The organism is Burkholderia anthina (genome assembly GCF_001547525.1).
GTDB lineage: Bacteria > Pseudomonadota > Gammaproteobacteria > Burkholderiales > Burkholderiaceae > Burkholderia > Burkholderia semiarida.
This window is the reverse complement of sequence record NZ_LNJP01000004.1, coordinates 596,150-622,720: the sequence shown is the minus strand read 5'-3', so window position 1 is coordinate 622,720 and position 26,571 is coordinate 596,150. Positions and strand designations below refer to the sequence as shown.

General features: G+C 69.2%; 27 protein-coding genes. 19 read left to right on the top strand and 8 right to left on the bottom strand.

Annotated elements, in window-relative coordinates; all coding sequences use genetic code 11:
* Positions 1-41 precede the first annotated feature (41 nt).
* Positions 42-371: a DUF4148 domain-containing protein gene (locus WS64_RS31920; protein WP_027783001.1), complete on the top strand. Its 330-nt coding sequence runs from the start codon at positions 42-44 to the stop codon at positions 369-371.
* Positions 372-734: 363 nt separating this feature from the next.
* Positions 735-1,139, top strand: a complete 405-nt coding sequence (locus WS64_RS31915) for a lysozyme inhibitor LprI family protein (protein ID WP_059639457.1) — start codon at positions 735-737, stop codon at positions 1,137-1,139.
* A 53-nt stretch (positions 1,140-1,192) separates the two neighbouring features.
* Here the strand turns inward: WS64_RS31915 and WS64_RS31910 are convergent, their stop codons facing one another.
* Together WS64_RS31910 and WS64_RS31905 are read right to left on the bottom strand one after the other, a co-directional pair.
* Positions 1,193-1,840: a response regulator gene (locus WS64_RS31910; protein ID WP_006483707.1), complete on the bottom strand. Its 648-nt coding sequence runs from the start codon at positions 1,838-1,840 to the stop codon at positions 1,193-1,195.
* Positions 1,837-3,939 (bottom strand): PAS domain S-box protein, encoded by a 2,103-nt coding sequence (locus WS64_RS31905; RefSeq protein ID WP_060968927.1) that lies wholly within the window; start codon positions 3,937-3,939, stop codon positions 1,837-1,839. Before WS64_RS31905 ends, WS64_RS31910 begins: the two co-directional genes overlap by 4 nt.
* A 318-nt stretch (positions 3,940-4,257) precedes the next feature.
* Here WS64_RS31905 and WS64_RS31900 point away from each other — a divergent pair, with 318 nt between their 5' ends.
* The 5 genes from WS64_RS31900 to WS64_RS31880 all read left to right on the top strand — a co-directional run bounded on the left by WS64_RS31900 (position 4,258) and on the right by WS64_RS31880 (position 9,733).
* Positions 4,258-4,728, top strand: a complete 471-nt coding sequence (locus WS64_RS31900) for a universal stress protein (protein WP_060968926.1) — start codon at positions 4,258-4,260, stop codon at positions 4,726-4,728.
* Positions 4,729-5,034: 306 nt separating this feature from the next.
* Positions 5,035-5,541 (top strand): cupin domain-containing protein, encoded by a 507-nt coding sequence (locus WS64_RS31895; RefSeq protein WP_060968925.1) that lies wholly within the window; start codon positions 5,035-5,037, stop codon positions 5,539-5,541.
* A 185-nt stretch (positions 5,542-5,726) separates the two neighbouring features.
* Positions 5,727-6,752 (top strand): DedA family protein/thiosulfate sulfurtransferase GlpE, encoded by a 1,026-nt coding sequence (locus WS64_RS31890; RefSeq protein WP_060968924.1) that lies wholly within the window; start codon positions 5,727-5,729, stop codon positions 6,750-6,752.
* A 439-nt stretch (positions 6,753-7,191) separates the two neighbouring features.
* The gene (locus tag WS64_RS31885; RefSeq protein ID WP_060968923.1) at positions 7,192-8,574 is read left to right on the top strand and encodes an amino acid permease; all 1,383 of its coding nucleotides are present in this window, start codon (positions 7,192-7,194) and stop codon (positions 8,572-8,574) included.
* Between the two features lie 223 nt (positions 8,575-8,797).
* A complete protein-coding gene (locus WS64_RS31880; RefSeq protein WP_060310965.1) occupies positions 8,798-9,733 on the top strand; it encodes a universal stress protein in 936 nt (311 codons plus the stop codon).
* 510 nt (positions 9,734-10,243) lie between these two features.
* Here WS64_RS31880 and WS64_RS31875 read toward each other — a convergent pair.
* Positions 10,244-10,678 carry a hypothetical protein gene (locus WS64_RS31875; protein WP_060968922.1) on the bottom strand — a complete coding sequence of 145 codons (435 nt, stop codon included), beginning with the start codon at positions 10,676-10,678 and terminating at the stop codon, positions 10,244-10,246.
* A gap of 542 nt (positions 10,679-11,220) precedes the next feature.
* On the opposite strand from WS64_RS31875, the gene WS64_RS31870 reads away from it, so the two are divergent.
* Positions 11,221-11,475, top strand: coding sequence for a DUF3562 domain-containing protein (locus WS64_RS31870; RefSeq protein WP_059574414.1), 255 nt, complete (start codon positions 11,221-11,223; stop codon positions 11,473-11,475).
* 183 nt (positions 11,476-11,658) lie between these two features.
* Positions 11,659-13,458: a methyl-accepting chemotaxis protein gene (locus tag WS64_RS31865; RefSeq protein WP_059639466.1), complete on the top strand. Its 1,800-nt coding sequence runs from the start codon at positions 11,659-11,661 to the stop codon at positions 13,456-13,458.
* A gap of 51 nt (positions 13,459-13,509) precedes the next feature.
* Here the strand turns inward: WS64_RS31865 and WS64_RS31860 are convergent, their stop codons facing one another.
* Together WS64_RS31860 and WS64_RS34795 are read right to left on the bottom strand one after the other, a co-directional pair.
* Complete coding sequence (locus WS64_RS31860) at positions 13,510-14,487, bottom strand: sigma-54 interaction domain-containing protein (protein ID WP_060968921.1); 978 nt, start codon at positions 14,485-14,487, stop codon at positions 13,510-13,512.
* A gap of 6 nt (positions 14,488-14,493) precedes the next feature.
* Positions 14,494-14,793 carry a hypothetical protein gene (locus WS64_RS34795; protein WP_155720524.1) on the bottom strand — a complete coding sequence of 100 codons (300 nt, stop codon included), beginning with the start codon at positions 14,791-14,793 and terminating at the stop codon, positions 14,494-14,496.
* A gap of 149 nt (positions 14,794-14,942) precedes the next feature.
* On the opposite strand from WS64_RS34795, the gene WS64_RS31855 reads away from it, so the two are divergent.
* From WS64_RS31855 to WS64_RS31840, 4 genes are all read left to right on the top strand, one after another.
* Positions 14,943-16,925 carry a hybrid sensor histidine kinase/response regulator gene (locus WS64_RS31855; protein ID WP_060968920.1) on the top strand — a complete coding sequence of 661 codons (1,983 nt, stop codon included), beginning with the start codon at positions 14,943-14,945 and terminating at the stop codon, positions 16,923-16,925.
* 68 nt (positions 16,926-16,993) lie between these two features.
* Positions 16,994-17,404: a BON domain-containing protein gene (locus WS64_RS31850; protein WP_059639469.1), complete on the top strand. Its 411-nt coding sequence runs from the start codon at positions 16,994-16,996 to the stop codon at positions 17,402-17,404.
* A gap of 80 nt (positions 17,405-17,484) precedes the next feature.
* The gene (locus WS64_RS31845) at positions 17,485-18,030 is read left to right on the top strand and encodes a hypothetical protein (protein ID WP_060968919.1); all 546 of its coding nucleotides are present in this window, start codon (positions 17,485-17,487) and stop codon (positions 18,028-18,030) included.
* 51 nt (positions 18,031-18,081) lie between these two features.
* The gene (locus WS64_RS31840; protein ID WP_060968918.1) at positions 18,082-18,708 is read left to right on the top strand and encodes a DUF4142 domain-containing protein; all 627 of its coding nucleotides are present in this window, start codon (positions 18,082-18,084) and stop codon (positions 18,706-18,708) included.
* Positions 18,709-18,730: 22 nt separating this feature from the next.
* On the opposite strand, the gene WS64_RS31835 is transcribed toward WS64_RS31840, so the two are convergent.
* The 3 genes from WS64_RS31835 to WS64_RS31825 form a co-directional block, all read right to left on the bottom strand.
* The gene (locus tag WS64_RS31835; RefSeq protein ID WP_060968917.1) at positions 18,731-19,234 is read right to left on the bottom strand and encodes a PRC-barrel domain-containing protein; all 504 of its coding nucleotides are present in this window, start codon (positions 19,232-19,234) and stop codon (positions 18,731-18,733) included.
* 100 nt (positions 19,235-19,334) lie between these two features.
* Positions 19,335-19,766: a CBS domain-containing protein gene (locus tag WS64_RS31830; RefSeq protein ID WP_059574406.1), complete on the bottom strand. Its 432-nt coding sequence runs from the start codon at positions 19,764-19,766 to the stop codon at positions 19,335-19,337.
* Positions 19,767-20,112: 346 nt separating this feature from the next.
* Positions 20,113-20,361 carry a hypothetical protein gene (locus tag WS64_RS31825; protein ID WP_059574405.1) on the bottom strand — a complete coding sequence of 83 codons (249 nt, stop codon included), beginning with the start codon at positions 20,359-20,361 and terminating at the stop codon, positions 20,113-20,115.
* 121 nt (positions 20,362-20,482) lie between these two features.
* Here WS64_RS31825 and WS64_RS31820 point away from each other — a divergent pair, with 121 nt between their 5' ends.
* The 6 genes from WS64_RS31820 (at position 20,483) to WS64_RS31795 (ending at position 26,558) form a co-directional block, all read left to right on the top strand.
* Positions 20,483-20,782, top strand: coding sequence for a hypothetical protein (locus WS64_RS31820; RefSeq protein WP_060968916.1), 300 nt, complete (start codon positions 20,483-20,485; stop codon positions 20,780-20,782).
* 81 nt (positions 20,783-20,863) lie between these two features.
* Positions 20,864-21,061 (top strand): hypothetical protein, encoded by a 198-nt coding sequence (locus WS64_RS31815; protein WP_059639473.1) that lies wholly within the window; start codon positions 20,864-20,866, stop codon positions 21,059-21,061.
* A 14-nt stretch (positions 21,062-21,075) separates the two neighbouring features.
* A complete protein-coding gene (locus tag WS64_RS31810; RefSeq protein ID WP_060011367.1) occupies positions 21,076-21,387 on the top strand; it encodes an ATP-binding protein in 312 nt (103 codons plus the stop codon).
* 182 nt (positions 21,388-21,569) lie between these two features.
* Positions 21,570-22,472: a MipA/OmpV family protein gene (locus WS64_RS31805; protein WP_208606885.1), complete on the top strand. Its 903-nt coding sequence runs from the start codon at positions 21,570-21,572 to the stop codon at positions 22,470-22,472.
* Positions 22,473-22,569: 97 nt separating this feature from the next.
* Complete coding sequence (locus WS64_RS31800) at positions 22,570-24,264, top strand: VRR-NUC domain-containing protein (protein WP_060968915.1); 1,695 nt, start codon at positions 22,570-22,572, stop codon at positions 24,262-24,264.
* The gene (locus WS64_RS31795; RefSeq protein ID WP_060968914.1) at positions 24,261-26,558 is read left to right on the top strand and encodes an ATP-dependent DNA helicase; all 2,298 of its coding nucleotides are present in this window, start codon (positions 24,261-24,263) and stop codon (positions 26,556-26,558) included. The genes WS64_RS31800 and WS64_RS31795 overlap by 4 nt, the downstream gene beginning before the upstream one ends.
* The last annotated feature ends 13 nt before the right edge of the window (positions 26,559-26,571 follow it).

Below are 26,571 nucleotides of genomic sequence, written 5' to 3'. Positions count from 1 at the left end.
GTCCGAAGCGCCTGACAAAACAATCCTGGAGGTAACGCATCATGAAATCGCTGATCAAGGCAGTTGCACTGGCCGCCCTGGTGGCCGCACCGGTCGTCTCGTTCGCCCAATCGAACCAGCAGCCGCTGACGCGCGCGCAAGTGCGCGCCGAACTGGTCCAGCTCGAAAAGGCCGGCTACAACCCGAACGACTGGATCAACTATCCGGAAAACATCCAGGCCGCCCAGGCCAAGATCGCGGCCGCGCAGAACGCCGGCGCGCAAGCCGACGCAACCGGCTATGGTTCGAACCCGGTCGCGACCTCGCAGTCGGGCCAGCGCGCGGTCGTGCCGGCCGTGAGCGACCGCTCGTCGGTGTACTTCGGTCACTGAGCCGGCTGTTGTCTCGCGGCCCCGAAGGCCGAGGCCGAAGCCGTATCGGAAAAGCCCGCACACGTATCGTGTGCGGGCTTTTTGCATCTCTTCCATCGAGTACGGCAACGCACGAATTGCCGTCGGCCGAACCGGTCGCAAATAGCCTGCGGCTTGCATGAGCGACACGCCGGCCACCGATCGGCGCTGATTCAGCAATACCTTGCCGTGAACGGGTCACGCCTCTTGCCGGGCCGACCCGCTGACAATCCGCCGCGCGTGCGCTAGCATCGCGGTCGATGTCGGCGCGGTGGCGCGGCCCATGCACACGGGGCGCGACAAGGCACCGGGTTCCACACTTCAACGAACAACAAAGGAGCATCCATGCGTGTCTTGACTGGTCTGCTGGGCTCGCTGGCGCTGGTGGCGGGCGTCGCCCATGCGCAGGCGAATTGCGCGGACGCGACGGATCAGGCGACGATGACGGCGTGTGCCGATCGCGCGTACAAGAAATCCGACGGGGAACTGAACCGGACTTACCAGGCCGTCACCGCGCGCCTGCGCGATGCGCAGCCGCTTGCCGACAAGCTCGTGAGCGCGCAGCGCGCGTGGATCGCGTACCGCGATGCGGAGTGCCGTTTCTCGAGCGCGAATGTCGAGGGCGGCAGTGCATACCCGATGGTCGTATCGACCTGCCTCGACGATCTGACGAAAGCGCGCACCGAAACGTTGAAGGGCTATCTCGCCTGCGAGGAGGGCGACCTCGCGTGCCCGGTGCCGGCGAAGTAACCGCCATGCGCGGGCCCGCCGAGGCCCGCGCCGCGCCGGCTACACGTCGTCCGTTACACGTCGTCCGTTTCGTCGAGCAGCTTGTGCCGCATCGCGTAACGCACGAGCGCCGCTTCATGCGGCATCTGCATCTTTTCGAGGATCCGGGTTTTGTAGGTGCTGACCGTCTTCGCGCTCACGCACAGCGCATTCGCGATCTCGGTCAGCGTCTGGCCCGCGGCGATTCGCCGGAACACGTCGAATTCGCGATCGGACAGCCGCTGATGCGGCAGCGTTTCGGCCGGCTCGTTCAGGCTCTGCGCGAACTGCTCGGCCATCGCCAGGCTCACGTAGACGCCGCCCGACGCCACTTTCGTGACCGCGCCGACCAGCTCCGCGCTCGCGCTTTCCTTCGTCAGATAGCCGGACGCGCCCGCGCGGAACGCGCGCACCGCGTACTGCTGCTCCGCGTGCATCGTCAGCACGAGCACGCGCAGCGCGGGCTTCTCGTCCTTGATCTGCTTGATCAGCTCGACACCGTTGCGACCGGGCATCGACAGGTCGAGCACGAGCACCTGCGCGGGCGTCGCACGCACCAGCGCGATCGTCGACGGGCCGTCGCAGGCCTCGCCGGCCACCTCGAATCCGGTGGCGTTCTGGAGGATGTGCCGCAGACCGTCGCGTACGAGCGTATGGTCGTCGGCGATGAGCACCTTGATCATGTGATGAGCGTGTCCTGTTGAACGGTGGCGAGCGGAAACGCGACGGTGATCGAGAAGCCACGCGCAAGCGCGGTGTCGATCGTCACGGTGCCGCCCAGCATATGTGCGCGTTCGCGAATGCCGATCAGGCCGAACGACTTGTCTTCGTGGGCCGCACCGCCGGGCGCCGCGCCGCGGCCGTTGTCCGCGACGCGCAGCACGCAAAAGTCTTCCTCGATGTCGAGCCGCAACGCCACGCGCGTCGCATCCGCATGGCGCGCGACGTTCGTCAGCGCTTCCTGGACGATGCGGAACAGCGTGGTCGCGCCCGCGCTGGTGAACGTGAGGCCGCCCGTCTCGATGTGGCGCTCGACATCGATCCCGTAGCGGTTCGTGAAATCGTTCGCGAGCCATTCGATCGCGGGCACGAGGCCGAGATCGTCGAGCATCACCGGCCGCAGGTCGGCCGCGATGCGCCGCACCGACGCGACCGTCGCGTCGATCAGCCGCCGCATGCCTTGCAGATGGGTCTGCACGCCATCGTCGGGGTGCGCGCGGCCGGGCATGCGCAGTTGCTGCTCGACGACCGACAGGTCCATCTTCAGCGCGGTGAGCTGCTGCCCGAGGTCGTCGTGCAGCTCGCGCGCGATGCGCGTCTTCTCCTCTTCGCGCACGTTCTGCAGGTTCGCCGACAGTTCGCGCAATTCCTCGCGCGATCGCTTCAGCGCGTTCTCGGCCCGCAGCCGCTCGGTGATGTCGCGCAGCATCACCGTATAAAGCTTGCCCGACGCGTCGCGGATCTGCGAGATCGACGCTTCGATCGGGAATTCCTCGCCGTTGGCCCGCAGCCCGAACAGTACGCGCTGGCGGCCCATCTGCCGCTCGGATACGCCCGTCACGCCGAACTGGTCGACGTGTTTCGCGTGCGCGGCGCGGAACCGCTCGGGAATGAAGCGCGACAGCGGCGCACCGATCGCCTCCATCGCGGACACGCCGAACACCTGCTCGGCCATCGGATTGAAGATCACGACCGTCTGCTTCTCGTCGATCGTGATGATCGCTTCCATCGACGAGCGGATGATGCCCATCATCCGTGCCTCGTTGAGGAGGCCGCGGCTGCTCGCGCCGGCATCGGCGCGGCTGCGCAGCAGCGCATGGACGAGCGCCGCGAACCCGAACGACGCGATCAGCCCGGCGGCGAGCACGGTGCCGGCAGCACGCTGCGCGCCGGTCGCGCTCGGCCGGCCGTCCGCGGAATAGGCGAGCGTCAGCGCGGTGCCGCCGAAATTCAGCACGTCGGTGCGCCGCATCAGGTCGGGCGACGCCGACGCTTCGTCGGTCGTCGTCTCGACGCTGGCGATCGCGCGCGGATCGCCGCCGGCACTCATCCACAGGTCGATCCCGCGTTCAGTATCGAGCGCGCGCTCGATCAGGCGCCGCGGGCTCAACGCCGCGAACAGCACGCCGTCGGCGGCGGTTTCGCGCGCGCCGGACGGTCTGGACGCCGCAAGCGGCGAGGCCGTCGCGGGCAGGAACAGCGTCAACGTGCGGGCGTCGCGGGACGTATCGTCGTCGGCCGAATGAACGCCGAGCGCGATATCGCCGGTCCGCAGCGCATGCGCGAGCGGCGCCGCGTCGGACGCGCCGAAGCGCTCGACCGGCGCATTCGACGCGGGGGCGCTGAGCGTCGCTGCCGCGAGCGGGCCGGCCGCCGGCGGTTTCGTGCCGGCGAGGGCGCTGCGCGCCGCGAGCGTCAGCGGCGCATAACCGATCTGCCGGACCGGCGAGCGGGCGCTGTCGAGATCGAGCGTCTCCGCATAGCGACGCCATTGCTCGGGCGTCATGGTCGGGACGAGGCCGAACGCGCCGCGCGCGCCTTCGAGCACCGCGACGCCGGTCTGCAGCTCGTGGCGCAGCATCGCGGTCACGTGCGCCGTGCGGCGTTCGAAACGCGTATGAACGGCGGCTTGCCACTGCTCGCGCACCAGCAGCGCGACGCCGAGCGACAACACCGCGCCCGCGCACAGCGCAACGACGCCGGCCGCGAGCGGCTGGCGTAACATGATCTGCAGGGGCGCGGGCCCTCGGGCGCCACGCGTCGGGGTTCCACTGGCGGTCATTCGATGGCCATTCTGTTGTTCGGGCTACCCAGGGCGCTCGGGCAGGGCGGCAAAATCGGAAAACCTCGCACCGGCTGCGTGCAACGACTATTTTGAAGATGAAATTGTGCGCGTTTTACACGTTTTTTGTAATGGGGTCGGTTGAAATCGCGGCAAACGGCGTGAAGCAGCGGCGCGCCGGCCGCGCTTGATGCGCGTCAACGCGCGTGTCGGCACGTGGGGCAGACTGTTCGGCAGGCAAGCCAGCGCTGGGCCGGCTTGCGGCAACGGCCCGTGGTCGCGCAACGCGCGATGCGTGCCCGGTCGGAGGGACGGACCATGTACAAGCGGATTTTCGTCGGGCTCGACGGCAGCCCGAGCGCGCGTCTCGCGCTGAACGAGGCGATCCGGATCGCGGCGGCGTCCGGCGGCGAAGTGACCTGTGCGTATGTCGTCGAACATCGGCCGCAGCTCGTCGACGTCGACGCAGGCTTCGCCGCCGAGCGCGACGGCGATATCGCGGCGACCGACGCCGCGACGCCGGTGCTCGACGACGCGAAAGCGGCGCTCGCGCAGCAGCATGTGCGGGGCACGGTGCGCGCGCTCGACGCGTATGGCGAGGACATCGCGGCGGTGCTGATGCGCACGGCGGCCGAAACCGACGCCGACCTGATCGTGATGGGCACGAGCGGCCGGCACGGCCTGCGCAGGCTGTTGCTCGGCAGCGTGGCGGAATCGCTGCTGCGCGCGGCCGACCGGCCCGTGCTGCTGGTGCGGCACGGCGAGGCGCGGGCGTCGGCGACCGCGTAATCGACGGCGGTACGGTTGGCGATGCCGCCCGTGCATCTGCGGGCAGCGGGCTGCCTCGCGCGCCTGGCCGGATATCGGCGCGATCCGCGTGCCGGGGCGGGCCGCCGGGAGTCTTGGCGGTGAGCGATTGAGCGTCGACGGTTGCGTCCCGGCACGCAGTTCTGGCAGCATCGGCCGGTGTCCGCTTGTTCGCCGCGCGCATGGCCGCGGCGATCGACGCACGGACATCCGGCGGCACCGGTCGCCTGAATCGGGACCGGACGGGCCGCCGAATGCCGGTTTCCAACCTTACCGACGTCATCCGCCATGCCGATTTCCGCGACCGACCTGATTCGCCAGTTCGACCTGCAGCCGCATCCCGAAGGCGGCTATTTCCGTGAAACCTACCGCGCGACCGATTCGGTCGTGCGCCCGGCCGATGGCGCGCGACGCGCCGCATCGACCGCGATCTACTATCTGCTGTGCGACGGCGCGTATTCGTCGTGGCATCGCATCCGCTCCGACGAGGTCTGGCATTTCTATGCGGGCGACCCGATCGAAGTGTGGGTACTCGACGCGCGCGACGGGCTGACGATCCACCGGCTCGGCAACCCGCTCACGCATCCCGGCACCGTGTTCCAGGCGGTCGTGCCGGCCGGAAGCTGGTTCGGCGCGCGCTGTGCATCGCCCGAGCATGTCGCGCTCGTCGGCTGCACGGTGGCGCCGGGGTTCGAATTCGCGGAATTCGAGCTCGCGGATGCGGCCGCGCTGGCGGCCGCGTTTCCCGACTACGCGGAACACGTCGCGCAGCTCGCGCCGCGCTCGGACGTGTGACTGTCACGGCCGCGTCACGCCGGGCGCGAAGCCCGTGCCGATGGTCGGTGTTCCGCGCGAGCGCGGCCAAACCCGTTTAGAATGCGCAGGATGCACCGGTCGGTCGCGGACATGCCGCGGCGGCCGTTGCGCCGCCGTACCGACGGCCCTGTCGCGCGGCCCGCATGTCTTCCAGGAGCGCCGCCGTGTGGCACTTTCCGATTGCTATTCCATCGTCGCTCGGCCCGTGGGCCGTCTTCGCGAGCGTGTTGATCACGCAGCTCGGCGTGCCGGTGCCGGCCGTGCCGATGCTGATTCTCGGCGGCACGATGGCGGCGATGGGGCAGGCGTCCTGGGCCAGCATGTTCGCGGCGGCGATCGGGGCGACGATGCTGGCCGATTCGCTGTGGTTCTTCATGGGCCGCACGCGCGGCCGGCGCCTGCTGAATGGCCTCGTGCGCTTCTCGCTGTCGCTCGACACGACGCTGCGCTTCGCCCGTAACGTATTCGAAAGGTACGGCGCGCCGTTGCTCGTGCTGTCGAAATTCCTGCCGGGTCTCGGCCTCGTGTCGGCGCCGCTGCTCGGCACGACCGCGATCGGCATTGGCGTGTTCCTGTTCTGGGATCTGGCCGGCGCGTCGCTGTGGGCGGCGTTCTGGCTGATCGGCGGCGCGGCCATTCACGACCAGATCGTCCAGTTCGTGCTGTGGGTACGCGCGAGCGGCGGCACGATCCTCGACGCGTTCCTCGCGATCTTCATCACGTTCCTGCTGTACCGCTGGGTGCGCCGCGTGCAGTTCCGCCGCTATCTCGCGCAGGTACGCATCTCGCCACCGCAGCTCGTCGAGATGATGACGTCCGACGAACCGCCGCTGATCTTCGATGCGCGGCCGAAAGCGATTCGCGAACGCGAGCCGTACCGGATTGCCGGCGCGCTGCCGGTCGATCTCGATTCCCCTGACCTGCTCGACCCGGAACTGCTGAAGCGGCCGATCGTCGTCTATTGCGTGTGCCCGAACGAGGCCACGGCCAAGCGTCTGATCGCGAAGATGCAGCGCAAGAAGATGATCCACAACATCCGGGCGCTGAAGGGCGGCCTCGATGCGTGGGAAAAGCACGGTTATCCGGTCGAGCCGCTGCCGGCCGATCTGGATTCGTCGCGGTACTTCGTGCGGCCCGATCACGGCGGGCTGGAAGGCGAATATACGGTGCGGGCGACGTTGTCGAAATAAACACGTGCGCCGCGCCGCGCGCATTCGAATTCTCCACTGCTTTCACCTACGGTGATTTTCTCAAAATCGCCTGGCGTGAAACTGCCGATCCTCCCTATAATCCCGCCTGCATATTCCGTGCGCGAGATTGCGCACATTCGACGCGCGTTCGTTCGCGCCGAAAACGATGCCCCCCGTTTGCCGCTCGTCACGCGCACAGCCGCGTCAGGCGGTCGACCCCGGGTGTATTCCGTGAAAGGCTATCCGTATTTCCAGATTGCTCCGGCAAATTCGGATAATCCGCAGCAATTCCAACCGAATTGACACGGCGTCCACGTCGTTTCTCATTCAGAAATCGACACCAGGGATTATTTCGTTTTCGGCTCAAAAATCGGCATGACCGGGCGCGCATTGCCATCGACACAATGACGGCGCCCCTCGTGGCTGCCAGGAGACGAATTTGAAACAACCAGAAGACCAACTGCACCGCGGGCTGGAAGAACGGCACATCAACCTGATGGCGCTCGGTGCGACGATCGGCGTCGGCCTGTTCCTCGGCTCGGCCACCGCGATCCGCACGGCCGGCCCGGCCATCCTGCTGACCTACCTGCTCGGCGGCCTCGCGATCTTCCTGATCATGCGCGCGCTCGGCGAAATGGCGATCACCAACCCGGTCGCCGGCGCCTTCAGCCGCTATGCGCGCGACTACCTCGGCCCGTTTGCCGGTTACCTGACGGGCTGGACCTACTGGTTCGTGTGGATCGTCACCTGCATGGCGGAAATCACGGCGGTCGGCGTCTACATGCACATGTGGGTCCCCGGCGTGCCGAACTGGATCTGGGCGCTCGCGGCGTTGCTGGCGATGGGCTCGGTGAACTTCATCGCGGTGAAACTGTATGGCGAATTCGAATTCTGGTTCGCGCTGATCAAGATCGTCACGATCGTGCTGATGATCGTCGGCGGCGGCTTGATGATCGCGTTCGGTATCGGCAACGGCGGTATCGCGACCGGCATCTCGAATCTGTGGTCGCACGGCGGATTCATGCCGAATGGAATCCATGGCGTGATCGCCGCGCTGCCGATCGTGATGTTCGCGTATCTCGGCGTGGAGATGCTCGGCCTCACGGCCGGCGAGGCGCGCAACCCGGAGAAGTCGCTGACGAAAGCCGTGAATTCGGTGTTCTGGCGCGTGCTGATTTTCTACATCGGCGCGCTGTTCGTGATCATGTCGCTCTATCCGTGGGACCAGATCGGCACGCAGGGCAGCCCGTTCGTGATGACGTTCTCGCGGCTCGGCATTCCCGCCGCCGCCGGCATCATCAACTTCGTCGTGCTGACCGCGGCGCTGTCGTCGTGCAACAGCGGCCTGTTCAGCACCGCGCGGATGCTCTATAACCTCGCGCAGCAGGGCCAGGCGCCGGCCGCGCTCGGTCGCGTGAACCGCAGCGGCGTGCCCGTGTACGGCGTGGCCGTGTCGGTCGCGCTGCTGCTGATCGGCGTGTTGCTCAACTATCTCGCGCCGCAGCACGTGTTCACATGGCTCACGTCGGTGTCGACGTTCGGCGCGATCTGGACGTGGTGCGTGATCCTGATCGCGCAGATGCGTTTTCGTCGCACGCTGTCGGCCGACAGGATCGCGCGCCTGCCGATCCGCGTGCCGTTCTATCCGCTCGGTTCGTTCGTCGCGCTCGGCTTTCTCGCGCTGGTCGTCGTGCTGATGGCGCTCACGCCCGACACGCGCGTCGCGCTCGTGATCGGGCCGGTGTGGATCGCGCTGCTCGGCATCGCGTACGCGCTGTTCCATGCGAACCGTCCGGCCGAGTCGATGCCGACGAAGTCGTAAGCCGCGCGGGGAAGATGCCGCGCGACCGTTCGCGATCATTGATCGCGGTCATGCACGCGCGGGCCGGACGGCCTATGCTGAACGAACGCATTGCTTGTCCGCGCTTCGCGTGGCACCGCGCCGGTCCCCGCGACCGCGGCGGCAGTCCGGCCGCCGCGTGCCGCTACCGCGCGAAGCGCCCGTCGTCGTTCAGCGACGACGTGCACGCACGGAGGCCTTCGCCATGCAGCCTGCCCAGCCCATCCCGACGCTCGCGCGGATCGCGCTGGCCGTCGATTCGACGCCCGAATCGTTGACCGCCGCGCGTTACGTGCGCACGCTGCTGCGTCCCGGCATGCGATTGCGCATCATTTGCGCGGTCGACAATCCGCGTCTCGTGCTGCCCGACATTCCGCGCATCGACGCGCTACTGACGTCCGCGCGCGAGGACATGATGCGCGAAGCGCAGGCTACCGGCGAGCGGATCGCGGCGCTGTTCGACGACAGCGACATCGAAGTCGAACTGGCGGTCATCGATACGTCGGTCACGGGCGGCTCGGTAGCGGACGCGCTGGTGAACGATACGTCGACGTGGCATGCGGACGTGCTGGTGATCGGCGCGAATCCGCATCACGGGCTGTTGCGGCTCGTCGAAGGCGCGATGTCGGACATGCTGACGAAACGCGCGCGCTGCGCGCTGCTGATCGTGCCGGGCACCTATGGACGGCCGTCGGACGGCACGCTGCAGCGGCTGATGTTCGCGGTCGACGGCAGCGAGCCGTCGCTGCACGCGGTGCGCGTCGGCCTCGGCTTCGCGGCGCCGACGACGTTGCTGTATGCGGCGTATGTGATCGATCGCGCGGTTCGTCTGACGGATGTCGTGCCGGTACGCGCGCTCGAGGATGCATACCGCGCGGAAGGCGAGGATGCGCTCGCGAAGGTCGGCCCGCTGTTCCATGCGACGGGCAATCCGACCAAGCGCGCCATCGTCGAAACGCGTCCGACCAGCGACGACGTGGCCCATGCGCTGATGCGCGATGCCGTGCACTGGCGGGCGGAGCTGCTGGTGGTCGGCACGCATGGCCGTCGCGGCATCGCCGCCTGGCTGATCGGCAGCGTCGCGCGGCGGGTCGCGCATCTCGCGGAAGTGCCCGTGCTGCTGGTGCGCGGCGCGGACTGAGTCGCGCATCGTGACGGTGGAAGCGGTTCTGGATTGACCTGCATCAGAAACGCCGCGCATATCGCGTGAGACAGTGATGGAACATCCTGCGACGCGGCCGGTCTGCCGTGCAGGCGCGTTCCTCGCCGCGCCTGCATGCGAGTGGCGATCACGGTCGCACGCGCCGCCGTCACATGTCACATCGTTTCAGGAATCGCGCCACGTATTTGTCCGGCGCGTCGTCCGACCGGGAACTCTCTGGCACGAGGGTAGGCAACCGACGGTTGCCTTGGAGGACGGGCGGGGTGGAAGTCACCCCGTCCGCTTTCCGCGTGGCCCCGTCGAATTCACCTCCCCGAACGAATGATTTGGAACGCGGCTGCGTCGAGCGGCGCGTCGTCGCGCGCGGTCACCTCGATACGGATCGCGTCGAGCATGGCGGATGCACGGCGCGACGCCGGCGTGGCGGCCGGGTCGTGACGCGCGCAACCATTGCACGGCCCCGTGCCGCGCATCGGTTACGTGCGCGGATCAGAGGGTACGAAGAATCGATCGCAGGTCGTGCCGGCGGCCCGCGCCGCGTCGTACCCGCGCGTGCGGACGTACGACATGCAGCGGTGCGCATGCGCTACACGTGCGGCTGCGCAAACGATTCGCATGCGGCCAGCCCGGGCGCGCCTTGCGACGCGGCTCCGATGCGGCCGGCACGTCGGCCGCGTTTCGCGCACACAGTGCCGCGGCGAACCGCTGCAATGCGAGGACCGAGCCCGCGACGCTCTGATATTTTTCGCGGCCGATCTGCCCGTCCAGCGTGACGAGCAATCCGGCCTCGCGTGCGAGCGCGAGCAAGGTGTCGAGGTCGTCGGACGGACGGTTGCCGGCCGACGCGGCCCGGGCGGGCAGGGCGCGCGCGTTGCCCGACGTGCGCCGCTGGCCGTCCCGGCCCGGTAAGTTGCGATGTGCCATGGTTGGTCTCCTGCGCGGAACCCCGCGTGCCGGCTCGGTGGCCGGCTGAGCGATGCTCCGGTATGAACGCGTGGTTCATGTGATCAGTATCGTGTGGCGGCGGCGCGCTGCCAAGCGGTGCGTGCTGAAGTCGCTGTCAGGAAATGGCGCGACGCGTATCGGAATCCGCTGACACGCGTGGCGGCCGACCGGCCGGTTCGGCGCGTTCGTTCGACGAATGGACGGTACGCGCGCGGCGCTGCTTGACGCATGATTTCGGCCGGTCTAAGTTCGCGTCTGCACCGGCGCCGCACGGCGTTTCGCCCGCCGTCGTCGCCAGTGCCGCGCCCCGGGTGGCGTGGCAGGGTTTCCAGTGTCGTTCGCAGGCCATGTGCCTCGCGAACTTCGCGGGGCCGGTCCGGAAACGGATCGGCGCGGCGGCACGCAACGTGCCGTTGATCGCGCGCAAACACGCGTCGGCGCATCGTACGCCGCGCGTCCATCTAGTCTTAAGCTTCCAGTACCGTCATCCGTTTCGTTCCTCGACCGCCAGGAGTCCGTCGATGTCCAAGGACAATTTGCTCGATTCACTGAAGGAAGCCGCCGAGCGGCGCGCGATCGGCGCGGATCAGCTGCGTGCGATGCTCGACGACGAAGTGCGCGCGCTGTCGTCCGGCGCACGCGTGCACGACTACATCCACGTATTCGCGATCCGCCATCTGCGCGAGCGGATGCGCCAGAAGGACGACCTCGACCGCGACACGCGCGCCGATGCGGCGCCCGCGGATACCGATCCGCGGCCGAGCCGTCGGCTGTAGCGGATGGCGGCCGGATGGGGACCCGTCGCGCCAGCCATCCTGACGGTCCGCCGACAGTCGCCGGCGCCTTTCGTCATATGTTTCACTGAATCGTCACAACGACCTCAAGAAAGTGGTGCGATTTGCCGTTTACCCGGTGAATTCGTCCACCGGGCGTTCGCCCGCTCTTACCGAGTCGTTGCCATGTTTTCGTCCATTCGCGCCCGCATTCTCGCCGCGTGCGTCTCCATCGTCGTATTCGCGCTCGTCGCCACGACCCTGATCAACTATTTCATCGCACGCTCGTACAACGACGACGCGATCGACCGCAACCTGGTCTCGGTCGCGAGCGGCCACGTGGTGGGGATCGCCGACTGGGTCGCGACCCGCAGCCGGATGATCGCGTCGCTGCAGGATGCCGCGCTGACGCCCGATCCGCTGCCGGTGTTCAAGCAGATGGCCGCGGCCGGTGGCTTCACGAACGTCTATGCCGGTTATGCGGACAAGGCGTTCCACTTCTCCGACCCGACCGGCATCCCGCCCGACTACGACCCGACCGGCCGCCCGTGGTACAAGCAGGCCGCGCAGGCCGGCAAGCCGGTCGTGACGCCGCCGTACGTCGATGCCGGCACCGGCAACCTCGTCGTCACGTTCGCGGTGCCTATCCTGCGCGACGGCGCGCTGAAGGGCGTGGTCGCCGCGGACCTGTCGATGGACAGCGTGATCGCCAACGTCAAGTCGATCCGCCCGACGCCGGCGAGCTTCGGGATGCTGATCGACAGCAGCGGCCACGTCGTCGCGCACCCGGATGCGAAGCTCACGCTGAAGCCGGTCGCCGACGTATCGCCCGAACTCGGTTCGCTCGGCGTCGCATCGATCGCGGCGGCGAACGCGCCGGTCGAGGTCGGCGTCGGCGGCGACGCGAAGCTGGTGCGCGCGAAGCCCGTGCCCGGCACCGACTGGTACGCGCTGGTGCTGCTCGACAAGGCCGAAGCGACGGCCGGCATGCGTTCGCTGCTGACCGCGTCGCTGATTACGCTGATCGTGATCGTCGGCGTGGCGTCGCTGATCATCGGCGCGATCACCACGACGGCATTCCGCCGCCTGTCGCAGGTGCGCCAGGCGATGGCCGCGATCGGCTCGGGCGCCGGCGACCTGACGCAGCGCCTGCCGGCCGCCGGCCGAGACGAAGTGGCCGACATCGCGCGCTCGTTCAACAGCTTCGTCGACAAGTTGAACGACGTGATGCGCCAGATCCGCGACGCGAGCGAATCGGTGCGCACGGCCGCGAACGAGATCGCGGCCGGCAACCAGGACCTGTCGTCGCGTACCGAATCGGCGGCGGCGAGCCTCGAGCAAACCGCGGCGTCGATGGAAGAGATCACCGCGACCGTCGGTCAGTCGGCCGCCGCCGCCAGCCAGGCCGACGAACGCGCGGCGGCCGCGTCGCGGATCGCGTCGCACGGCGGCGTGGTCGTGTCGGACGTCGTCGCGACGATGGGGAAGATCGAGGAAGCGTCGGGCCGGATCGGCGACATCATCGGCGTGATCGACGGGATCGCGTTCCAGACCAACATCCTCGCGCTGAACGCGGCCGTCGAAGCGGCGCGGGCGGGCGAGCAGGGCCGCGGCTTCGCGGTCGTCGCGCAGGAAGTGCGCAGCCTCGCGCAACGCAGCGCGCAGGCAGCGCGCGAAGTGAAGGTGCTGGTGGAATCGACGGTCGCGAGCGTGTCGGCGGGGTCCGGGCAGGTGCGCCAGGCCGGCGACACGATGCGCGAGATCGTGTCCAACGTGGCGAACGTGACGACCATCATCTCCGAGATCACGCACGCGGCGAACGAGCAGACGCGCGGCATCCAGGAAGTGAACCGCGCGGTCAGCCAGCTCGACGAAATGGTGCAGCAGAACGCGGCGCTCGTCGAACAGTCGACGGCGGCGGCCACCGCGCTGCAGTCGCAGGCGAATGCGCTGGCGACGACGGTCGGGCAGTTCAAGGTCGCCTGACGCGCCCCGTGGCCGGGTGGCTCGCGGCCCGCGCCATGCGGGCCGCGCCGCTCACGAGCCGCCCTGGTCGCGCATCAGCGCGAGCCGGTTGTAGAGCGTCTTCAGGCTGATGCCGAGCGCCTTGGCCGCCCGCGGCTTGTTGCCGTCGAAGTGACGCAACGTCTCCGCGATGAAGCGTTGCTGCACATGGTGCAGCGTCGCGCCGAGCGGCAGCGCCATCGCGCCTTCCGACGTGCTGGCGGCCGCCGGCAGCGGCTGCTTCGGCAGCGCGACGTCGATACCTTCGTCCGACAGGATGTATGCACGCTCGATCGTGTTGTGCAGTTCGCGCACGTTGCCGGGCCACGAATACGCGCGCAACGCGGCGATCGCCGCGTCGGTCAGCCGCTTGTGCGCGCGATGCCGCGCGTTCAGCGTGTCGACGAACTCCTGCGCGATCGTCTCGACGTCGCCGTCGCGCTGGCGCAGCGGCGGCACGTAGATCGCGAACGCGGCGAGCCGGTAGAACAGGTCCTCGCGCAACCGGCCGTCGCGCACGGCGTCGGCCGGATTGTGACGGGTGGCCGAAACGAACCGCACGTCGAGCGGAATCGATTCGGTGCCGCCCACGCGCACGATCGTGTTCGACTCGATCGCCCGCAGCAGCTTCACCTGCAGCGCCGCGGGCATTTCCGCGACCTCGTCGAGCAGCAGCGTGCCGCCGCGCGCGGCTTCGAAGAAGCCTTCACGCTGCGTGATCGCACCGGTAAAGCTGCCTTTCTCGTGCCCGAACAGATGCGCCTCGGCCAGGTCGGGCGGAATCGCGCCGCAGTTCATCGGCACGAACGGACCGTCGCGTCGCGCGCTCAGATCGTGCAACCGCCGCGCGACGATATCCTTGCCGACCCCGCTTTCGCCGGCAATCATCACGCTCGCGCGGGTCGGCGCGATTTTCTCGATACGGGCGAGCAGCGTGCGCATCGCGGCGGACCGGCCGGACAGCCGGCGACCGTCTGCGCGCTGCTTCGTCCGGTTGGCGGATTCACCCATAGGCGTTCACGGGCCGTTTTGAAAAACGGCATCGCACGTTCCGTTGATTGCAATATTTATCATCGACAGCGAAACGACCGCGAAGGTGCCGCCGAATAGAAAATTCCAATGCACGCGGCGTGAGTGAAAGCAACAGGCCATCGGTTTTGTCGCCGGCCCCGGCGTGATGACGCGTTCGGTCAGGACCAGCGCTTTTTTACAGAAACCCGATGAAAAAAGCGGCCGGCGACATATCGCGGCGGCGCGCCCGGCGAACCCGCCCGCCACCGGCCCGGTCGCACCGGGCGCCGGCGCGGGGCCGGCCATCGGCTGCCGCGGGCCGCGAATGCGCCGCCACCCGGGTACGTTCTTTGCTGACGCCCTCAAGCTCGCCCCGGCGCGTTCGACGGCATGCCGGATGGCCGAAAGGCGGCATTCCCCCCGCACGACGGGAGCCGGCGCGATGCAAGGATGCAATGAGGACTCTGACCCGTGAGCTGTTCCGGCAGGGTGCATGGGTCGTACTGGCCGTCGGGCTCGCGTCCGCGCTGCAGGCGTGGGCGATCCGGGCTGTCGGCGAGCACGCGCCATTTGCGCCGCTGCCTTTTTATGCCGGCGTGGCGGCTGCCGCATGGCTGACGTCGTTCGGCGGCGGTCTGGTCGCGACCGTCGCCAGCATCGGCGTGATCGCCGCATGGTGGTGGCGCGCCGCGCCGCTGGCGACGCTGCTCGCGCAAGCCGGCACGTTCGTCGCGATCGGCTTCGTCGAATGCGTGCTGGTGGCGGCCGTGAAGCCGCTGGTCGCGAACGATCGTCCGCGCGCGTTCGACGCCGCCCGCGGCGAGCCGCACCCGCCGCACCGCGAGCCTTCCGCCGGCGCGGGCGTGCGCGACGACGGGCTGCTGCGTCAGGTGGTCGATGCGTCGCCCGATGCGATCGTCGGGATCGACGCCGCGCGCCGCATCACCAGCTGGAATCCGGCCGCGGCACGAATCTTCGGCATCGATGCGGCGCAGGCGAGCGGACGCGACATCGTCACGATGATCGCGCCGCGCTGGCTGCGCCGGCATGCGGTGCCGGCGTCGTTCGCGGACCTGCGCGCGCCGGTCGGGCCGCTCGACGTACTCTGCGTGCGCCACGACGGCGGCCGGTTTCGCGCCACCTTCGCCGCTTCGCCGATCGTCGATGCAGAGGGCCGTTGCACGGGCCTGTCGCTGATGCTGCGCGAAGCGGGCGAACGCCGCCGCAGCGAGCGCCGCGACCTGCGTTCGCTGCGTGGCGCTCGCGACGCGCGCGTGCAGGCCGATGCGTCGAACCGGCTGAAGGACGAGCTGCTGGCCACGGTCTCGCACGAACTGCGCACGCCGCTGAACGTGATCTACGGCTGGGTCGAGGTACTGCGCAACGCCGACGGGCAGGGCTTCGCGCAACAGGCGGTCGATGCGATCGACCGCAGCGCGCGGTCGCTGTCGCACATGGTCGCCGATCTGCTCGACGCGTCGTCCCTCGCGACCGGCCGGCTGCGCCTCGAACGCGTGCCGGTCGATCTCGTGCGGATCGTGCGCGATGCGGCGCGCGAACTCGACGCGACGGCGCAGGCAAACGGGCTCGTGCTGTCGACCGAGTACGCGATGCCGGCCTGCGTGATTCCGGCGGACGGCGAACGCCTGCGCCAGGTCCTGTCGAACCTGCTGTCGAACGCGATCAAGTTCACGCCGCCGGGCGGCCGCATCAACGTGTCGCTGACGCGCGCGGGCGAACGCGTACGGTTGTCGGTCGCCGACACCGGGCAAGGTATCGCGCCGGAACGCCTGCCGCATCTGTTCGAGACGTTCAGCCGGCCGGAAGGCGCGTTCACGTCGCCGAAGCGCGGCCTCGGGCTCGGCTTGTCGATCGTGCGCCACATCGCGCAGCTGCACGGCGGCGACGTCGTCGCGACGAGCGCGGGCGCGGGGCGCGGAACGACCGTCACGGTGACGCTGCCGGCCGGCTGGGATGCCGACGATCCGGTGGAGCGGCCGGCGCGCGCGAAGGGCATGGCCAATACGGTCGCACTCGACGGTCAGCGCGTGCTGGTGGTCGACGACGACGCGACGTCGCGCACCAGCCTCGCGGCCGCGCTCGAAACGATGGGCGCGCAGGTATCGACCGCGCGTTCGGGGCACGACGCGCTCGAAGCGGTGGCGCGGCAGCCGCCGAGCGTGGTGCTGTCGGATCTCGCGATGCCGGACGGCGATGGCTACTGGCTGCTGGACCGGATCCGGCGCCTGCCCAACGGCGGCGGGCATCTGCCGGTCGTCGCGGTGACCGCGCACGCCGGCAAGACCGACCGGCGCCGCGTGATGGCCGCCGGGTTCGATGCGTATCTGTGCAAGCCGGTCGACATGCCCACGCTCGCGAGCGTGATCGTCGATGTCGCCCCGGACGACGCGGGCGACCCGAAGCCGCGCGAGCGGTGACGGCCAATACACGGGCGCGGCTATCCGGCCGCCTGACCGCCCCGGCCGCATACGAAAAAGGAGGCACGATGGACGCAACGGAAAGCACGCGGCGCGACGGCACGGGCGGCAAACCGGCACGCACGCGACGCAGGACGCCGATCGGGCGGATCGCGAGCATACTGATGTTGTCGTGTGCATGGATCGCGACGCCCCGCTACGCATCCGCCGAGGAGGGCACGCGTGCGAAGCTGGCGAGCCAGGCGTCGGCCGTCGGGGGCCAGATCCGCGACGCGACGCTCGCGTCCCGCGTCAGGGCCGCGCTCGTCGCCGAACGCGGCCTCGCTTCCGGCGACATCGACGTGCAGGTCCATGACCGCGTGGTCGAATTGACGGGCAACGTGCCCGACGAGCGGCAACGCGCGGCCGCGGTCCGCGTCGCGCACGACGTCAGCGGCGTGAGCGGCGTGCGCGACAAGCTGCAGATCCGCCGGAAGTAATGTGATGCGCGGGCCAGCGCCGGGCCGACCGGGCATCGCGCGCCCGCGACCCTGCGCGTCACCGGGCAGGAGGGTTCGACATGGACACCATCATCGCGGGCCGTTTCTCGCGGCTCGAGCAGGCGGAACGCTGCGCGGAGCAACTGCGCGGCCACGCCATCCATCGGGACGACGTGAAGGTCTTCTTTCTCAATCCGCCCGGGCAGCACGCGCTGTTCTGGCTCGGCGGCGACGTCTATGCGGACTCCGCCGCGCGGCCGGGCGGCCTCGGCGCGCTGGAAGGCGTGGCCATCGGCGCGATCGTCGGGCTCGCCGGGGCCGCGGTGCTCCATCTGGGCGGGCTTCATTCCGCGCTCGCGTGGATCGGCGTGCCGCTCGTCGGCGCCTATGTCGGCGCGTTGTGCGGCGCGCTCGGCCGGATGCGCGGCGATGCACCCGAGGGACATGGCGCACTGAAGCAATGCGAAAACGGCGTCGTGCTGGCCGCGCACGTGACGCGGCGCACGATCGCGTTCGCGGAGCGGACGATGCTCGCCGCCGGCGCGCTGTCGGTGGAGCGCACCGAGGGCGCATGGCACAACGGCGCGTGGACCGATTTCTTCACGTCGGCCCATCGTCCCGCGTGAAGGGAAGGCGTGCGGCCGGCCCCGCTTCGTCGCCCGACATCGGAGGCCCGGATGAATAAAACGAACCGGATGAAACAACGCGGGCGTGGGCCGGCAGTCATCATGCTGATGGCCGCCGCCGGTGTCGGGACGTTCGCGCTATCGCACGCGCAGGCGCCGCCCGCTTCGTCCGCGCACGTCGCGCCGGGCGTCATCCGGCCGGGCTCGACCGCCGACGAGGCCGGTATGACGCAGCGGCCGGCCGGCCTCGACGCCGAGTTCGTCGACAAGGCCGGCATGATCGGCAAGGTACAACGACAGGCCGGCCAGCTCGCGCTCGATCGATCATCGAACGCGGACGTGAAAGCCTTCGCCCGCCGGATGGTCGACGATCACGCGCGTATTGCAGACGAATTGCGGCATCTCGGCGCGCAGAAGGGCGTGCCGGTCCAGACGCGGATGCTCGTGGATCCGGAGGTGACAGCATTGCGAGCGAAGGACGGGCACGCATTCGATACGGCGTACGTGGCGCTGGCCGGGCCCCGCGCGCACGAAGCGGCGGTCCGGCTCTACGAAACCGAGGCGAAAGACGGTCGCGACCCGCAGCTTCGCGCGTTCGCGGCCCGCACGCTGCCGACGCTGAACGCGCACCTGGGCGCCGCGCGGCAACTCGCGAAGACGGTGGCCACCGCGCAGTGACCCGCATTGCGGCGGGTGCGCTTCAGTGCTGCCGCGTGCCGTCTTCGGGGCCGCCGGGGGATGCCTCGTACGGCGGCGAATCGAGCGCCGTTTCGCCTTCCTCGATCAGCCAGTAAGGCGAGCTGCCGTAGTACGCATGCAGCGCCTCGGCCCATTCGGGGTCGGCCATCGCGGGCCACCGGCTCTTGTCGAAGCCGGGCGCCTCGCGCACGCGCGCGGTGTCGACCGGCAGCACGAAGCATTGGCGCTCGGCGTCGAGAACGAGCGCGTTCCACGGCACCGCGAGCAGCTTGTCGCCAATCCCGAGCAAGCCGCCCGACGACACGACCGCGTACGCGATCCGTCCAGCGCGTACGTCGAGCATGATGTGGCTCACCTTGCCGATGTCGTCGCCGTCCATCGTCAGCACGCGATCGTCTTCGAGCGTGCGCGCGGCCATCACGTCGGGCCCCGGCCCGCCGGCGGCCGTGCGCGGGTTCGCGCCGACGATGCGCGCGGCGTCGCGCGACGGTTCGTCCGTTGTCATCGAAACCTCCTGGTCGAAGCGGCGCCGCGGTCCGCGCGCAAATTCATCGCGCGGGTACGGCGCCGGGGGGCGGGCCACGCAGAACAATGAGAGATGCCGGTCAGCGGCGGCGCGGCAGCGATACGTCCTCGAGCGTATTGGCCAGCTCGTCGCGCGCCGGGCCGCCCGCGCGCGTCGCGATGTCGCCGAGCGACACCATGCCGACCAGCTTCCGGCTGCGATCGAGCACCGGCAGCCGGTGCAACTGCACGTCGGCCATCCGCTGCTGAATGTCGCCGACGCCGTCGTCTTCCACGCACCACTGCACGGGTCTGGACGCCACCGCGTGCACCGGCGTATCGGGCGAATGACCGTGCGACAGCGCCCGCACCGCCAGATCGCGGTCGGTCACGATCGCGACGAGCTCGGTGCCCTCGCACACGGGCAGCACGCCGATGTCGAAGCGCTGCATCAATTCGGCCGCACGGCGAATCGTGTCGGTCGGTGCGACGCATACTACGTCGCGCGACATGATCTCGTTGACGCGATACATGAACGCCTCCTTCGTGATCGAATCCAGACGGGAGCAGGCCGCGTGCCGCGCGCGATGCGCGCACGCAGGGCCCGGACGGCCGGAGGACGGAGAAATTTGCCAGCCGGCTTGTACATCTTCCACGGCGGCCGCCGCCTCGCGGCAGCGGTATCAACGTGGGACGTCAGTGGCCAATCCCCGTCATCGTGACGATCGCCAGCACCACCGCGCTTTCGATCGCGGCCAATGCCGCGACGCCGGCCGCGCCACTGATTTCATGCCATCTGCGTTCAAGGACTTTCATCGAATCGCTCCTGATTTCGCCGGCCCGCGCATGCGCTGCCGCACCGCGGGCCGGGTGCCGCCGTCAGCCGTGATCGGGGGGCGGTGAAGGGACGTGCGGCGCGCGACGTTCGTGCTCGCCGGACGGCTTGGCGGGGTCGATACGGGTCGCACCGCCGACGGCGGGCGGATCGCTGGCCGGGAACGTCTCCTCGAGCCCTTCGTCGATGCGCTCCTCCGTCTTGTCTTCGGACGGCGGGCGCGACGTGGCGAGGCGGAGCACTCCGGCAACCGGTGACACGGCGTCGCGGCGGCCGGTGGCGTGAACGATCATGGTCGGACCTCCTTGTCGATGAGCAGCCGCAAGCGACGTACCCGCGGCGCGCGCGGCACGGCGCTTGCAAGCCGGCCAGAACGGCCGGGCACGCGTCCGGTCTGGACGAGAGGACATCGTGATGAATGCAGCCAGGGAAAGGATACGTTACGACGCGAACGTATGCGGCGGCGATTTCGGCCACGTGCGCGAGCGATTCGATACGTGGAAGCGCGAGTCGCGGGTCTACCGCCCGGAGCGGCGCATGTTCGACGGCAAGGACGAGGTGCGCGAGTTGAACGACGTCGTCTACGACAGCCCGGAGCGGGCCCAGCAGGCGCTGGTCGCGCAATGCGAGCCGTCCGACCCGTTCGCGCTCGCCGTGCAACTGACCGCCGAGGGGCGCACGATGTGGCTCGTCATGGCCGCTTACGACGATTGAACGGAATGGCGCGAAAGCGGGCACGGCGCTTGCGGGGCTCGCCTCGCCATCGAGATGCGCGCGCCGTCGCGCAGGAGTGACATGAAGACGCCATCCATGCTGCACCGCCCCGAACCGACGACACCCGACGTCGAACCGGATCCGCCGCCGCCCGGGCACGACGACCCGGTCGACCCGCCCGTGCCCGACGGGCTGCCGCAGGGCGACCCGCCGTCGAATCCGCCGCCGATGCGGATGCCGGCCGGGGCAGTGCGCCACCACCGGCCGCGCGAACACTGAAAAGGAGGACCGTCATGGACATTCACGTGCAATCGCCAGACAAGCGCGCGATCGCTCAGGTACTGGGCCGCTATTTCGAATCGCGTTCGCTGCACTATCACATCGAGGAATTGCCGGGCGGCGTGCTGCAGATCGGCTTTCGCGCGAGCGGCCGCCCGGTCGCCGTGACCGTTTCGTTCGACGATGCCGCGTACGACACCTTTACGCACTGGGACGCCAGCCAGAAGCAGTTGGCGCTCGGCCGGCTCGCCGACGGTTTCTCCCGGATGATGTCGACGCGCAGTCCGGCCGCGCTCGCCGGCGACTATCACGTCGAGCGTTTCTGATTCCGCAATCATCCGCCGGCTCATGCCGGCTTCCGGCAAAGTGCCCGCATACAGCGGGCGCTTTGCGTCTGTGCGCGCGTCGCGTAGGATGTCCATTAATTCAGCGCATGCTACGTTCGCGCCGCAGGCTGCGTGCCGTTGCAGCCGACGAAGCGCGACGCGCTTTCCCTCAGGTTCCTTTCATGCAACCGACGGAGACCGCCTTGACCCCTGTTGCTCGCCTGTTGCTGTCCCCCGGCGCACGCCGGTTCGTATCCAGCCTGTCGGCATTCGCGGCGCTCGCCGCCGCCGGCGCCCGCGACGCGTCGGCCCAGACGCCTTCGCCGCTCGGGGAATGGCAATACACGGCGGGCGTGCCGCTGCGCAAACTCTTCGATCCGAATATCCCGACCTGGCAGGTCAGCGTCGGCGCCGCGATGACGCTGCAGCCGCGCTATGCGGGCTCCGACCGCTATCGCGTGATGGGCGGCCCGAATTTCGATATCCGCTATCGCGACCTGTTCTTCCTGTCGACCGGCGAGGGGCTCGGCGCGAACGTGCTGCGCGGGCCGAACTGGCGCGTGAGTTTGTCGGTCGGCTATGACCTCGGGCGCCGTTCGGCCGATGATCTCGGCCATCTGAACGGTCTCGACAACATCAATGCGGCGCCCGTGATGAAGCTCGCGGCCGACTACGTGGTCTCGAAGGATTTCCCGCTCGTGCTGCGCGCGGACGTGCGGCGCAGCATCGGCGGGTCGAACGGCTGGACCGGCGATTTTTCCGCGTACATGCCGATGCCCGGCAGCAACGAACGCTTCTTCTGGTTCGCGGGGCCCACCGTGTCATTCGCCGATTCCCGCTACATGAACAGCTGGTTCGGCGTGAACCAGGGGGCGGCGGCGCGCTCGGGGCTGCCGGCCTATTCGTCCGGGGCCGGGATCAAGTCGGCCGGCGTGGGCGTGACGATGGTGTGGTTCGTGAACAAGCACTGGTTCGTCACGATGGACGGCGCGCTCGAGCAGCTCGTCGGCCGCGCGGCGCGCAGCCCGATCACGCAGCAGTCGACCAACGGCGTGTTCGACATGTCGGTGAATTACCAGTTCTGACCGAAGCCGGGGCAGCGGAACGGCAATGCCGCGTGCGGCATTGGCCGCCACATTTGATATGATTGCGACCTGTACAAATGTACAGTGATCGATCCCCGTGACGCCTGCTTCGCCGACGCCTCCGGCGTTTTACTACCTGACCAATTTCGAACGCGCGCTGGCCTGGCTCGGCGAGCGTTACGACGACCTGTTCGACGCGCACGAGCATGCGTTCGTCCGGCAGTTCGCGGCGCTGCCGCAGGCGTCGCGCGCGCTGCTCGTGCGGATGCTGATGCGCAACGGGTGCGACTTCCGCGCGAGCAAGCTCGTGTACGACGAGATCGGCTGCACGCTCGACGCCGCCGCGCCGCTCGTCGCGCTCGGCTGGGTCGATCCGGCGCCCGCGCTCACGCTCGACGAGCTGTTCGCGCTGTCGACCAAGGCCGATCTGCTGCGCATCTTTCCGTCGCTCGCCGCGCATGCTGGCGAGCGCAAGGCCGACTGGCTCGAACGGCTGAGGCCCGCGCACGACGTCGCGCAACCGCTCGACGCGTGGTGCGCGCAGGCCGACGACCGCGCGCTGCGCGTGACGGTCGGCCCGCTGTGCGATCGGCTGCGGCTGATGTTCTTCGGCAATCTGCATCAAGACTGGAGCGAGTTCGTGCTCGCCGATCTCGGCGTGTTCCAGTACGAAAGCGTGCCGATCGCGCCGTCGTCGCGCGCGTTCCAGCAGCGTGGCGACGTCGATGCATATCTCGCGCTGCAGATGTGCCGCGACGCGCTCGACGCATGGCCCGACGATCTGCCGTTCGACGATCTGATCCGCGCGCTGGACGCGGTCGACTGTGCGCAGCCGTGGCTCGCGACGCGCCGCGCGAAGCTGCTGTTCGCGCTGGGCCAGGCATGCGAACGCCGTGCCGACTGGTGCGCCGCGCTCGACGCGTACACACGCAGCGCATGGCCCGGCAGCCGCCATCGGCGCATCCGCGTACTCGAACGCTGCGGGCGCGACGGCGACGCGCTCGCGCTGGCGCTCGACGCGCGCGGCGGCTTCGAGAGCGACGAGGAGCGCCAGCGCGTCGAGCGCATGCTGCCGCGCCTGCAGCGCCGCGCCGGCCAGCGGGTCGAACGCGCGGCCGCCGCCGCGGCGGTCCCGCGCGAGACGCTCGTGCTCGCGCGTCCCGACGCATCCGTCAGCGTCGAATTCGCGGTGCGCGACCATCTCGCGCAGCCGGCGTCGCCGGTCCACTACGTCGAAAACACGCTGATCAATTCGCTGTTCGGGCTGCTGTGCTGGGAACCTGTGTTCGCGGCGGTGCCCGGCGCGTTCTTTCACCCGTTCCAGCGCGGCCCGGCCGACCTGCACGCGCCCGATTTCGCCGCGCGTCGCGCGGCGGCCTTCGACGCGTGCTTCGCGCAGCTCGATTCGGGCGCGTACCGCGACACGATCCGTCGGCATTTCGCGACGAAGGCCGGCGTGCAGTCGCCGTTCGTGTTCTGGGGCGTGCTGACCGACGCGTTGCTCGACGAAGCGCTCGCGTGCCTGCCGCCCGAGCACCTGCGGCTGTGGTTCACGCGCCTGCTCGCGGATATCCGCGGCAACCGGTCCGGCTTGCCCGATCTCGTGCGCTTCTGGCCCGACGAACGCCGCTACGAGCTGATCGAGGTGAAGGGCCCCGGCGACCGGCTGCAGGACAACCAGACGCGCTGGCTCGCCTACTGCCTCGCGCACCGCATGCCGGTACGCGTCGTCGACGTCGAGTGGGCCGGCGAGGGCGTCGCGCACGCCGAGGCGGCGGGGTTGTCCGCATGAGCTACGTCGTCGCGGTGCGGGCGATGTGCGAGTTCACCGCGCGGCGCGGCGATCTCGACCTGCGCTTCACGCCCGCACCGACCGCGCTCGAAGGCATCGCCGGCCACGGCGCGGTCACGTCGAAGCGCGGCGCGCGCTACGAAACCGAGATCGCGCTGACGGGCACGTGGGGCATGCTCACCGTGCGCGGCCGCGCGGACGGCTACGATCCGGTGGCGAACCGGCTCGAGGAAATCAAGACCTACCGCGGCAGCCTCGATGCGATGCCGGCCAACCACCGCGCGCTGCATTGGGCGCAGGCGAAGGTCTATGCGCACCTGATGTGCGCTGCGCGCGATCTGAATGAAATCGACGTCGCGCTCGTGTATTTCGACATCGTGTCCGAGCGCGAGACCGTGCTGACGGAAACGCTCGATGCCGGCGCGCTCGCGACGTTCTTCGCCGAGCAGTGCGCGTGCTTCGTCGGCTGGGCCGAACGCGAGACGGCCCATCGCGCCGCGCGCGACGCGGCGCTGCGCGCGCTCGCGTTTCCGCATGGGCAGTTCCGCAGCGGCCAGCGCGAGCTGGCGGTGGCCGTCTATCGCGCGGCACGCGACGAACGCTGCCTGATGGCGCAGGCGCCGACCGGCATCGGCAAGACGCTCGGCACCGTGTTCCCGTTGCTGAAGGCCTGCGGCGAGGGCGAACTCGATCACGTATTTTTCCTGACCGCGAAAACACCCGGCCGCGCGCTCGCGCTCGAAGCGGCGACGACGCTCGGCGCCGGCACGCCCGCTTTGCCGCTGCGTGTGCTGGAACTCGTCGCGCGCGACAAGGCGTGCGAGCATCCGGACAACGCGTGCCACGGCGAATCGTGCCCGCTCGCGAAGGGCTTCTACGACCGGCTGCCGGCCGCGCGCGATGCGGCGATCGAGGCCGGGCTCCTCGATCGCGAGACCGTGCGCGCCGCCGCGCTCGCGCACGACGTCTGCCCGTACTACCTGGCGCAGGAGCTCGCGCGCTGGTCGGACATGATGATCGGCGACTACAACTACTACTACGACGGCAGCGCGATGCTGCATACGCTCGCGCAGCAGAACCAGTGGCGCGTCGGCGTGCTCGTGGACGAAGCGCACAACCTGCTCGACCGCGCCCGCAAGATGTACAGCGCGTCGCTCGATCCATTCGCGTTCGCGGCCGCGCGCGAAGCCGCGCCCGCCGCGCTGCGCAAGGCATTCGACCGGCTCGCCCGCGCGTGGGGGACGCTCAATCGCGCGCAGGCGGAGCGCTATGCCGCCTATCCCGAGGTGCCGGGCCCGATCGTGTCGGCCGTGCAGAACCTCGTCGCGGCGATCGGCGAACACCTGACCGACGCGCCTCGCGCGAACGACGACGCGCTGCTGCGTTTCCATTTCGAGGCGATCCAGTTCGGCGTGCTGGCCGAGGCGTTCGACAGCGCGTCGATCTTCGACGCGACGCTGCATGGCGAACCGATGCCGCGCCAGCCGGCGCTCGACGGCGTCGCGACGGCCGGCCGCCGGCGCCGTGTCCAGTCGACGCTGTGCGTGCGCAACGTGATCCCGGCCGGGTTCCTCGCGCCGCGCTACGAAGCCGCGCGCGCGACCGTGCTGTTCTCGGGCACGCTGAGCCCGTTCCATTTCTATCGCGACACGCTCGGGCTGCCGGGCGATACCGGCTGGCTCGACGTCGACGGGCCGTTCCGCGCCGAACAACTGACGGTGCGCGTCGCGAGCCACGTGTCGACGCGCTGGCGCGACCGCGATCGTTCGCTCGAGCCGATCGCCGACCTGATCGCCGCGCAATACGCGGCACGGCCCGGCAACTATCTCGGCTTCCTGAGCAGCTTCGACTACCTCGGGCGTGTGGTCGCGCTGATGCAGACGCGCCATCCGGACGTCCCCGTGTGGGCGCAGGCGCCCGGCATGGCCGAAAGCGAGCGCGACGCGTTTCTCGCGCGCTTCGACGCGGGCGGACGCGGCGTCGGCTTCGCGGTGCTGGGCGGCGCCTTCTCGGAAGGCGTCGACCTGGTCGGCGAGCGGTTGATCGGCGCGTTCATCGCGACGCTCGGACTGCCGCAGGTCAACGACATCAACGAGCAGATGCGGCGCGCGATGGACGCGCGCTTCGGCAACGGTTACGACTACATGTACCTGTATCCGGGGCTGCAGAAGGTCGTGCAGGCGGCCGGGCGCGTGATCCGCACCGAGCACGACGAGGGCGTCGTGCATCTCGACGACCGTTACCGGCGGCGCGAAGTGCGCAATTTGCTGCCGCGGTGGTGGCGGATCGGGTAACGGCGGCGCCGGC

Bases quoted from the DNA above. Each gene is read 5' to 3' on its own strand.
- WS64_RS31920 (WP_027783001.1), top strand. From the start codon at position 42: ATGAAATCGCTGATCAAGGCAGTTGCACTGGCCGCCCTGGTGGCCGCA.
- WS64_RS31915 (WP_059639457.1), top strand. From the start codon at position 735: ATGCGTGTCTTGACTGGTCTGCTGGGCTCGCTGGCGCTGGTGGCGGGC.
- WS64_RS31910 (WP_006483707.1), bottom strand. From the start codon at position 1,840: ATGATCAAGGTGCTCATCGCCGACGACCATACGCTCGTACGCGACGGT.
- WS64_RS31905 (WP_060968927.1), bottom strand. From the start codon at position 3,939: ATGACCGCCAGTGGAACCCCGACGCGTGGCGCCCGAGGGCCCGCGCCC.
- WS64_RS31900 (WP_060968926.1), top strand. From the start codon at position 4,258: ATGTACAAGCGGATTTTCGTCGGGCTCGACGGCAGCCCGAGCGCGCGT.
- WS64_RS31895 (WP_060968925.1), top strand. From the start codon at position 5,035: ATGCCGATTTCCGCGACCGACCTGATTCGCCAGTTCGACCTGCAGCCG.
- WS64_RS31880 (WP_060310965.1), top strand. From the start codon at position 8,798: ATGCAGCCTGCCCAGCCCATCCCGACGCTCGCGCGGATCGCGCTGGCC.
- WS64_RS31875 (WP_060968922.1), bottom strand. From the start codon at position 10,678: ATGGCACATCGCAACTTACCGGGCCGGGACGGCCAGCGGCGCACGTCG.
- WS64_RS31870 (WP_059574414.1), top strand. From the start codon at position 11,221: ATGTCCAAGGACAATTTGCTCGATTCACTGAAGGAAGCCGCCGAGCGG.
- WS64_RS31865 (WP_059639466.1), top strand. From the start codon at position 11,659: ATGTTTTCGTCCATTCGCGCCCGCATTCTCGCCGCGTGCGTCTCCATC.
- WS64_RS31860 (WP_060968921.1), bottom strand. From the start codon at position 14,487: ATGGGTGAATCCGCCAACCGGACGAAGCAGCGCGCAGACGGTCGCCGG.
- WS64_RS34795 (WP_155720524.1), bottom strand. From the start codon at position 14,793: ATGGCCGGCCCCGCGCCGGCGCCCGGTGCGACCGGGCCGGTGGCGGGC.
- WS64_RS31855 (WP_060968920.1), top strand. From the start codon at position 14,943: ATGAGGACTCTGACCCGTGAGCTGTTCCGGCAGGGTGCATGGGTCGTA.
- WS64_RS31850 (WP_059639469.1), top strand. From the start codon at position 16,994: ATGGACGCAACGGAAAGCACGCGGCGCGACGGCACGGGCGGCAAACCG.
- WS64_RS31845 (WP_060968919.1), top strand. From the start codon at position 17,485: ATGGACACCATCATCGCGGGCCGTTTCTCGCGGCTCGAGCAGGCGGAA.
- WS64_RS31840 (WP_060968918.1), top strand. From the start codon at position 18,082: ATGAATAAAACGAACCGGATGAAACAACGCGGGCGTGGGCCGGCAGTC.
- WS64_RS31835 (WP_060968917.1), bottom strand. From the start codon at position 19,234: ATGACAACGGACGAACCGTCGCGCGACGCCGCGCGCATCGTCGGCGCG.
- WS64_RS31830 (WP_059574406.1), bottom strand. From the start codon at position 19,766: ATGTATCGCGTCAACGAGATCATGTCGCGCGACGTAGTATGCGTCGCA.
- WS64_RS31825 (WP_059574405.1), bottom strand. From the start codon at position 20,361: ATGATCGTTCACGCCACCGGCCGCCGCGACGCCGTGTCACCGGTTGCC.
- WS64_RS31820 (WP_060968916.1), top strand. From the start codon at position 20,483: ATGAATGCAGCCAGGGAAAGGATACGTTACGACGCGAACGTATGCGGC.
- WS64_RS31815 (WP_059639473.1), top strand. From the start codon at position 20,864: ATGAAGACGCCATCCATGCTGCACCGCCCCGAACCGACGACACCCGAC.
- WS64_RS31810 (WP_060011367.1), top strand. From the start codon at position 21,076: ATGGACATTCACGTGCAATCGCCAGACAAGCGCGCGATCGCTCAGGTA.
- WS64_RS31805 (WP_208606885.1), top strand. From the start codon at position 21,570: ATGCAACCGACGGAGACCGCCTTGACCCCTGTTGCTCGCCTGTTGCTG.
- WS64_RS31795 (WP_060968914.1), top strand. From the start codon at position 24,261: ATGAGCTACGTCGTCGCGGTGCGGGCGATGTGCGAGTTCACCGCGCGG.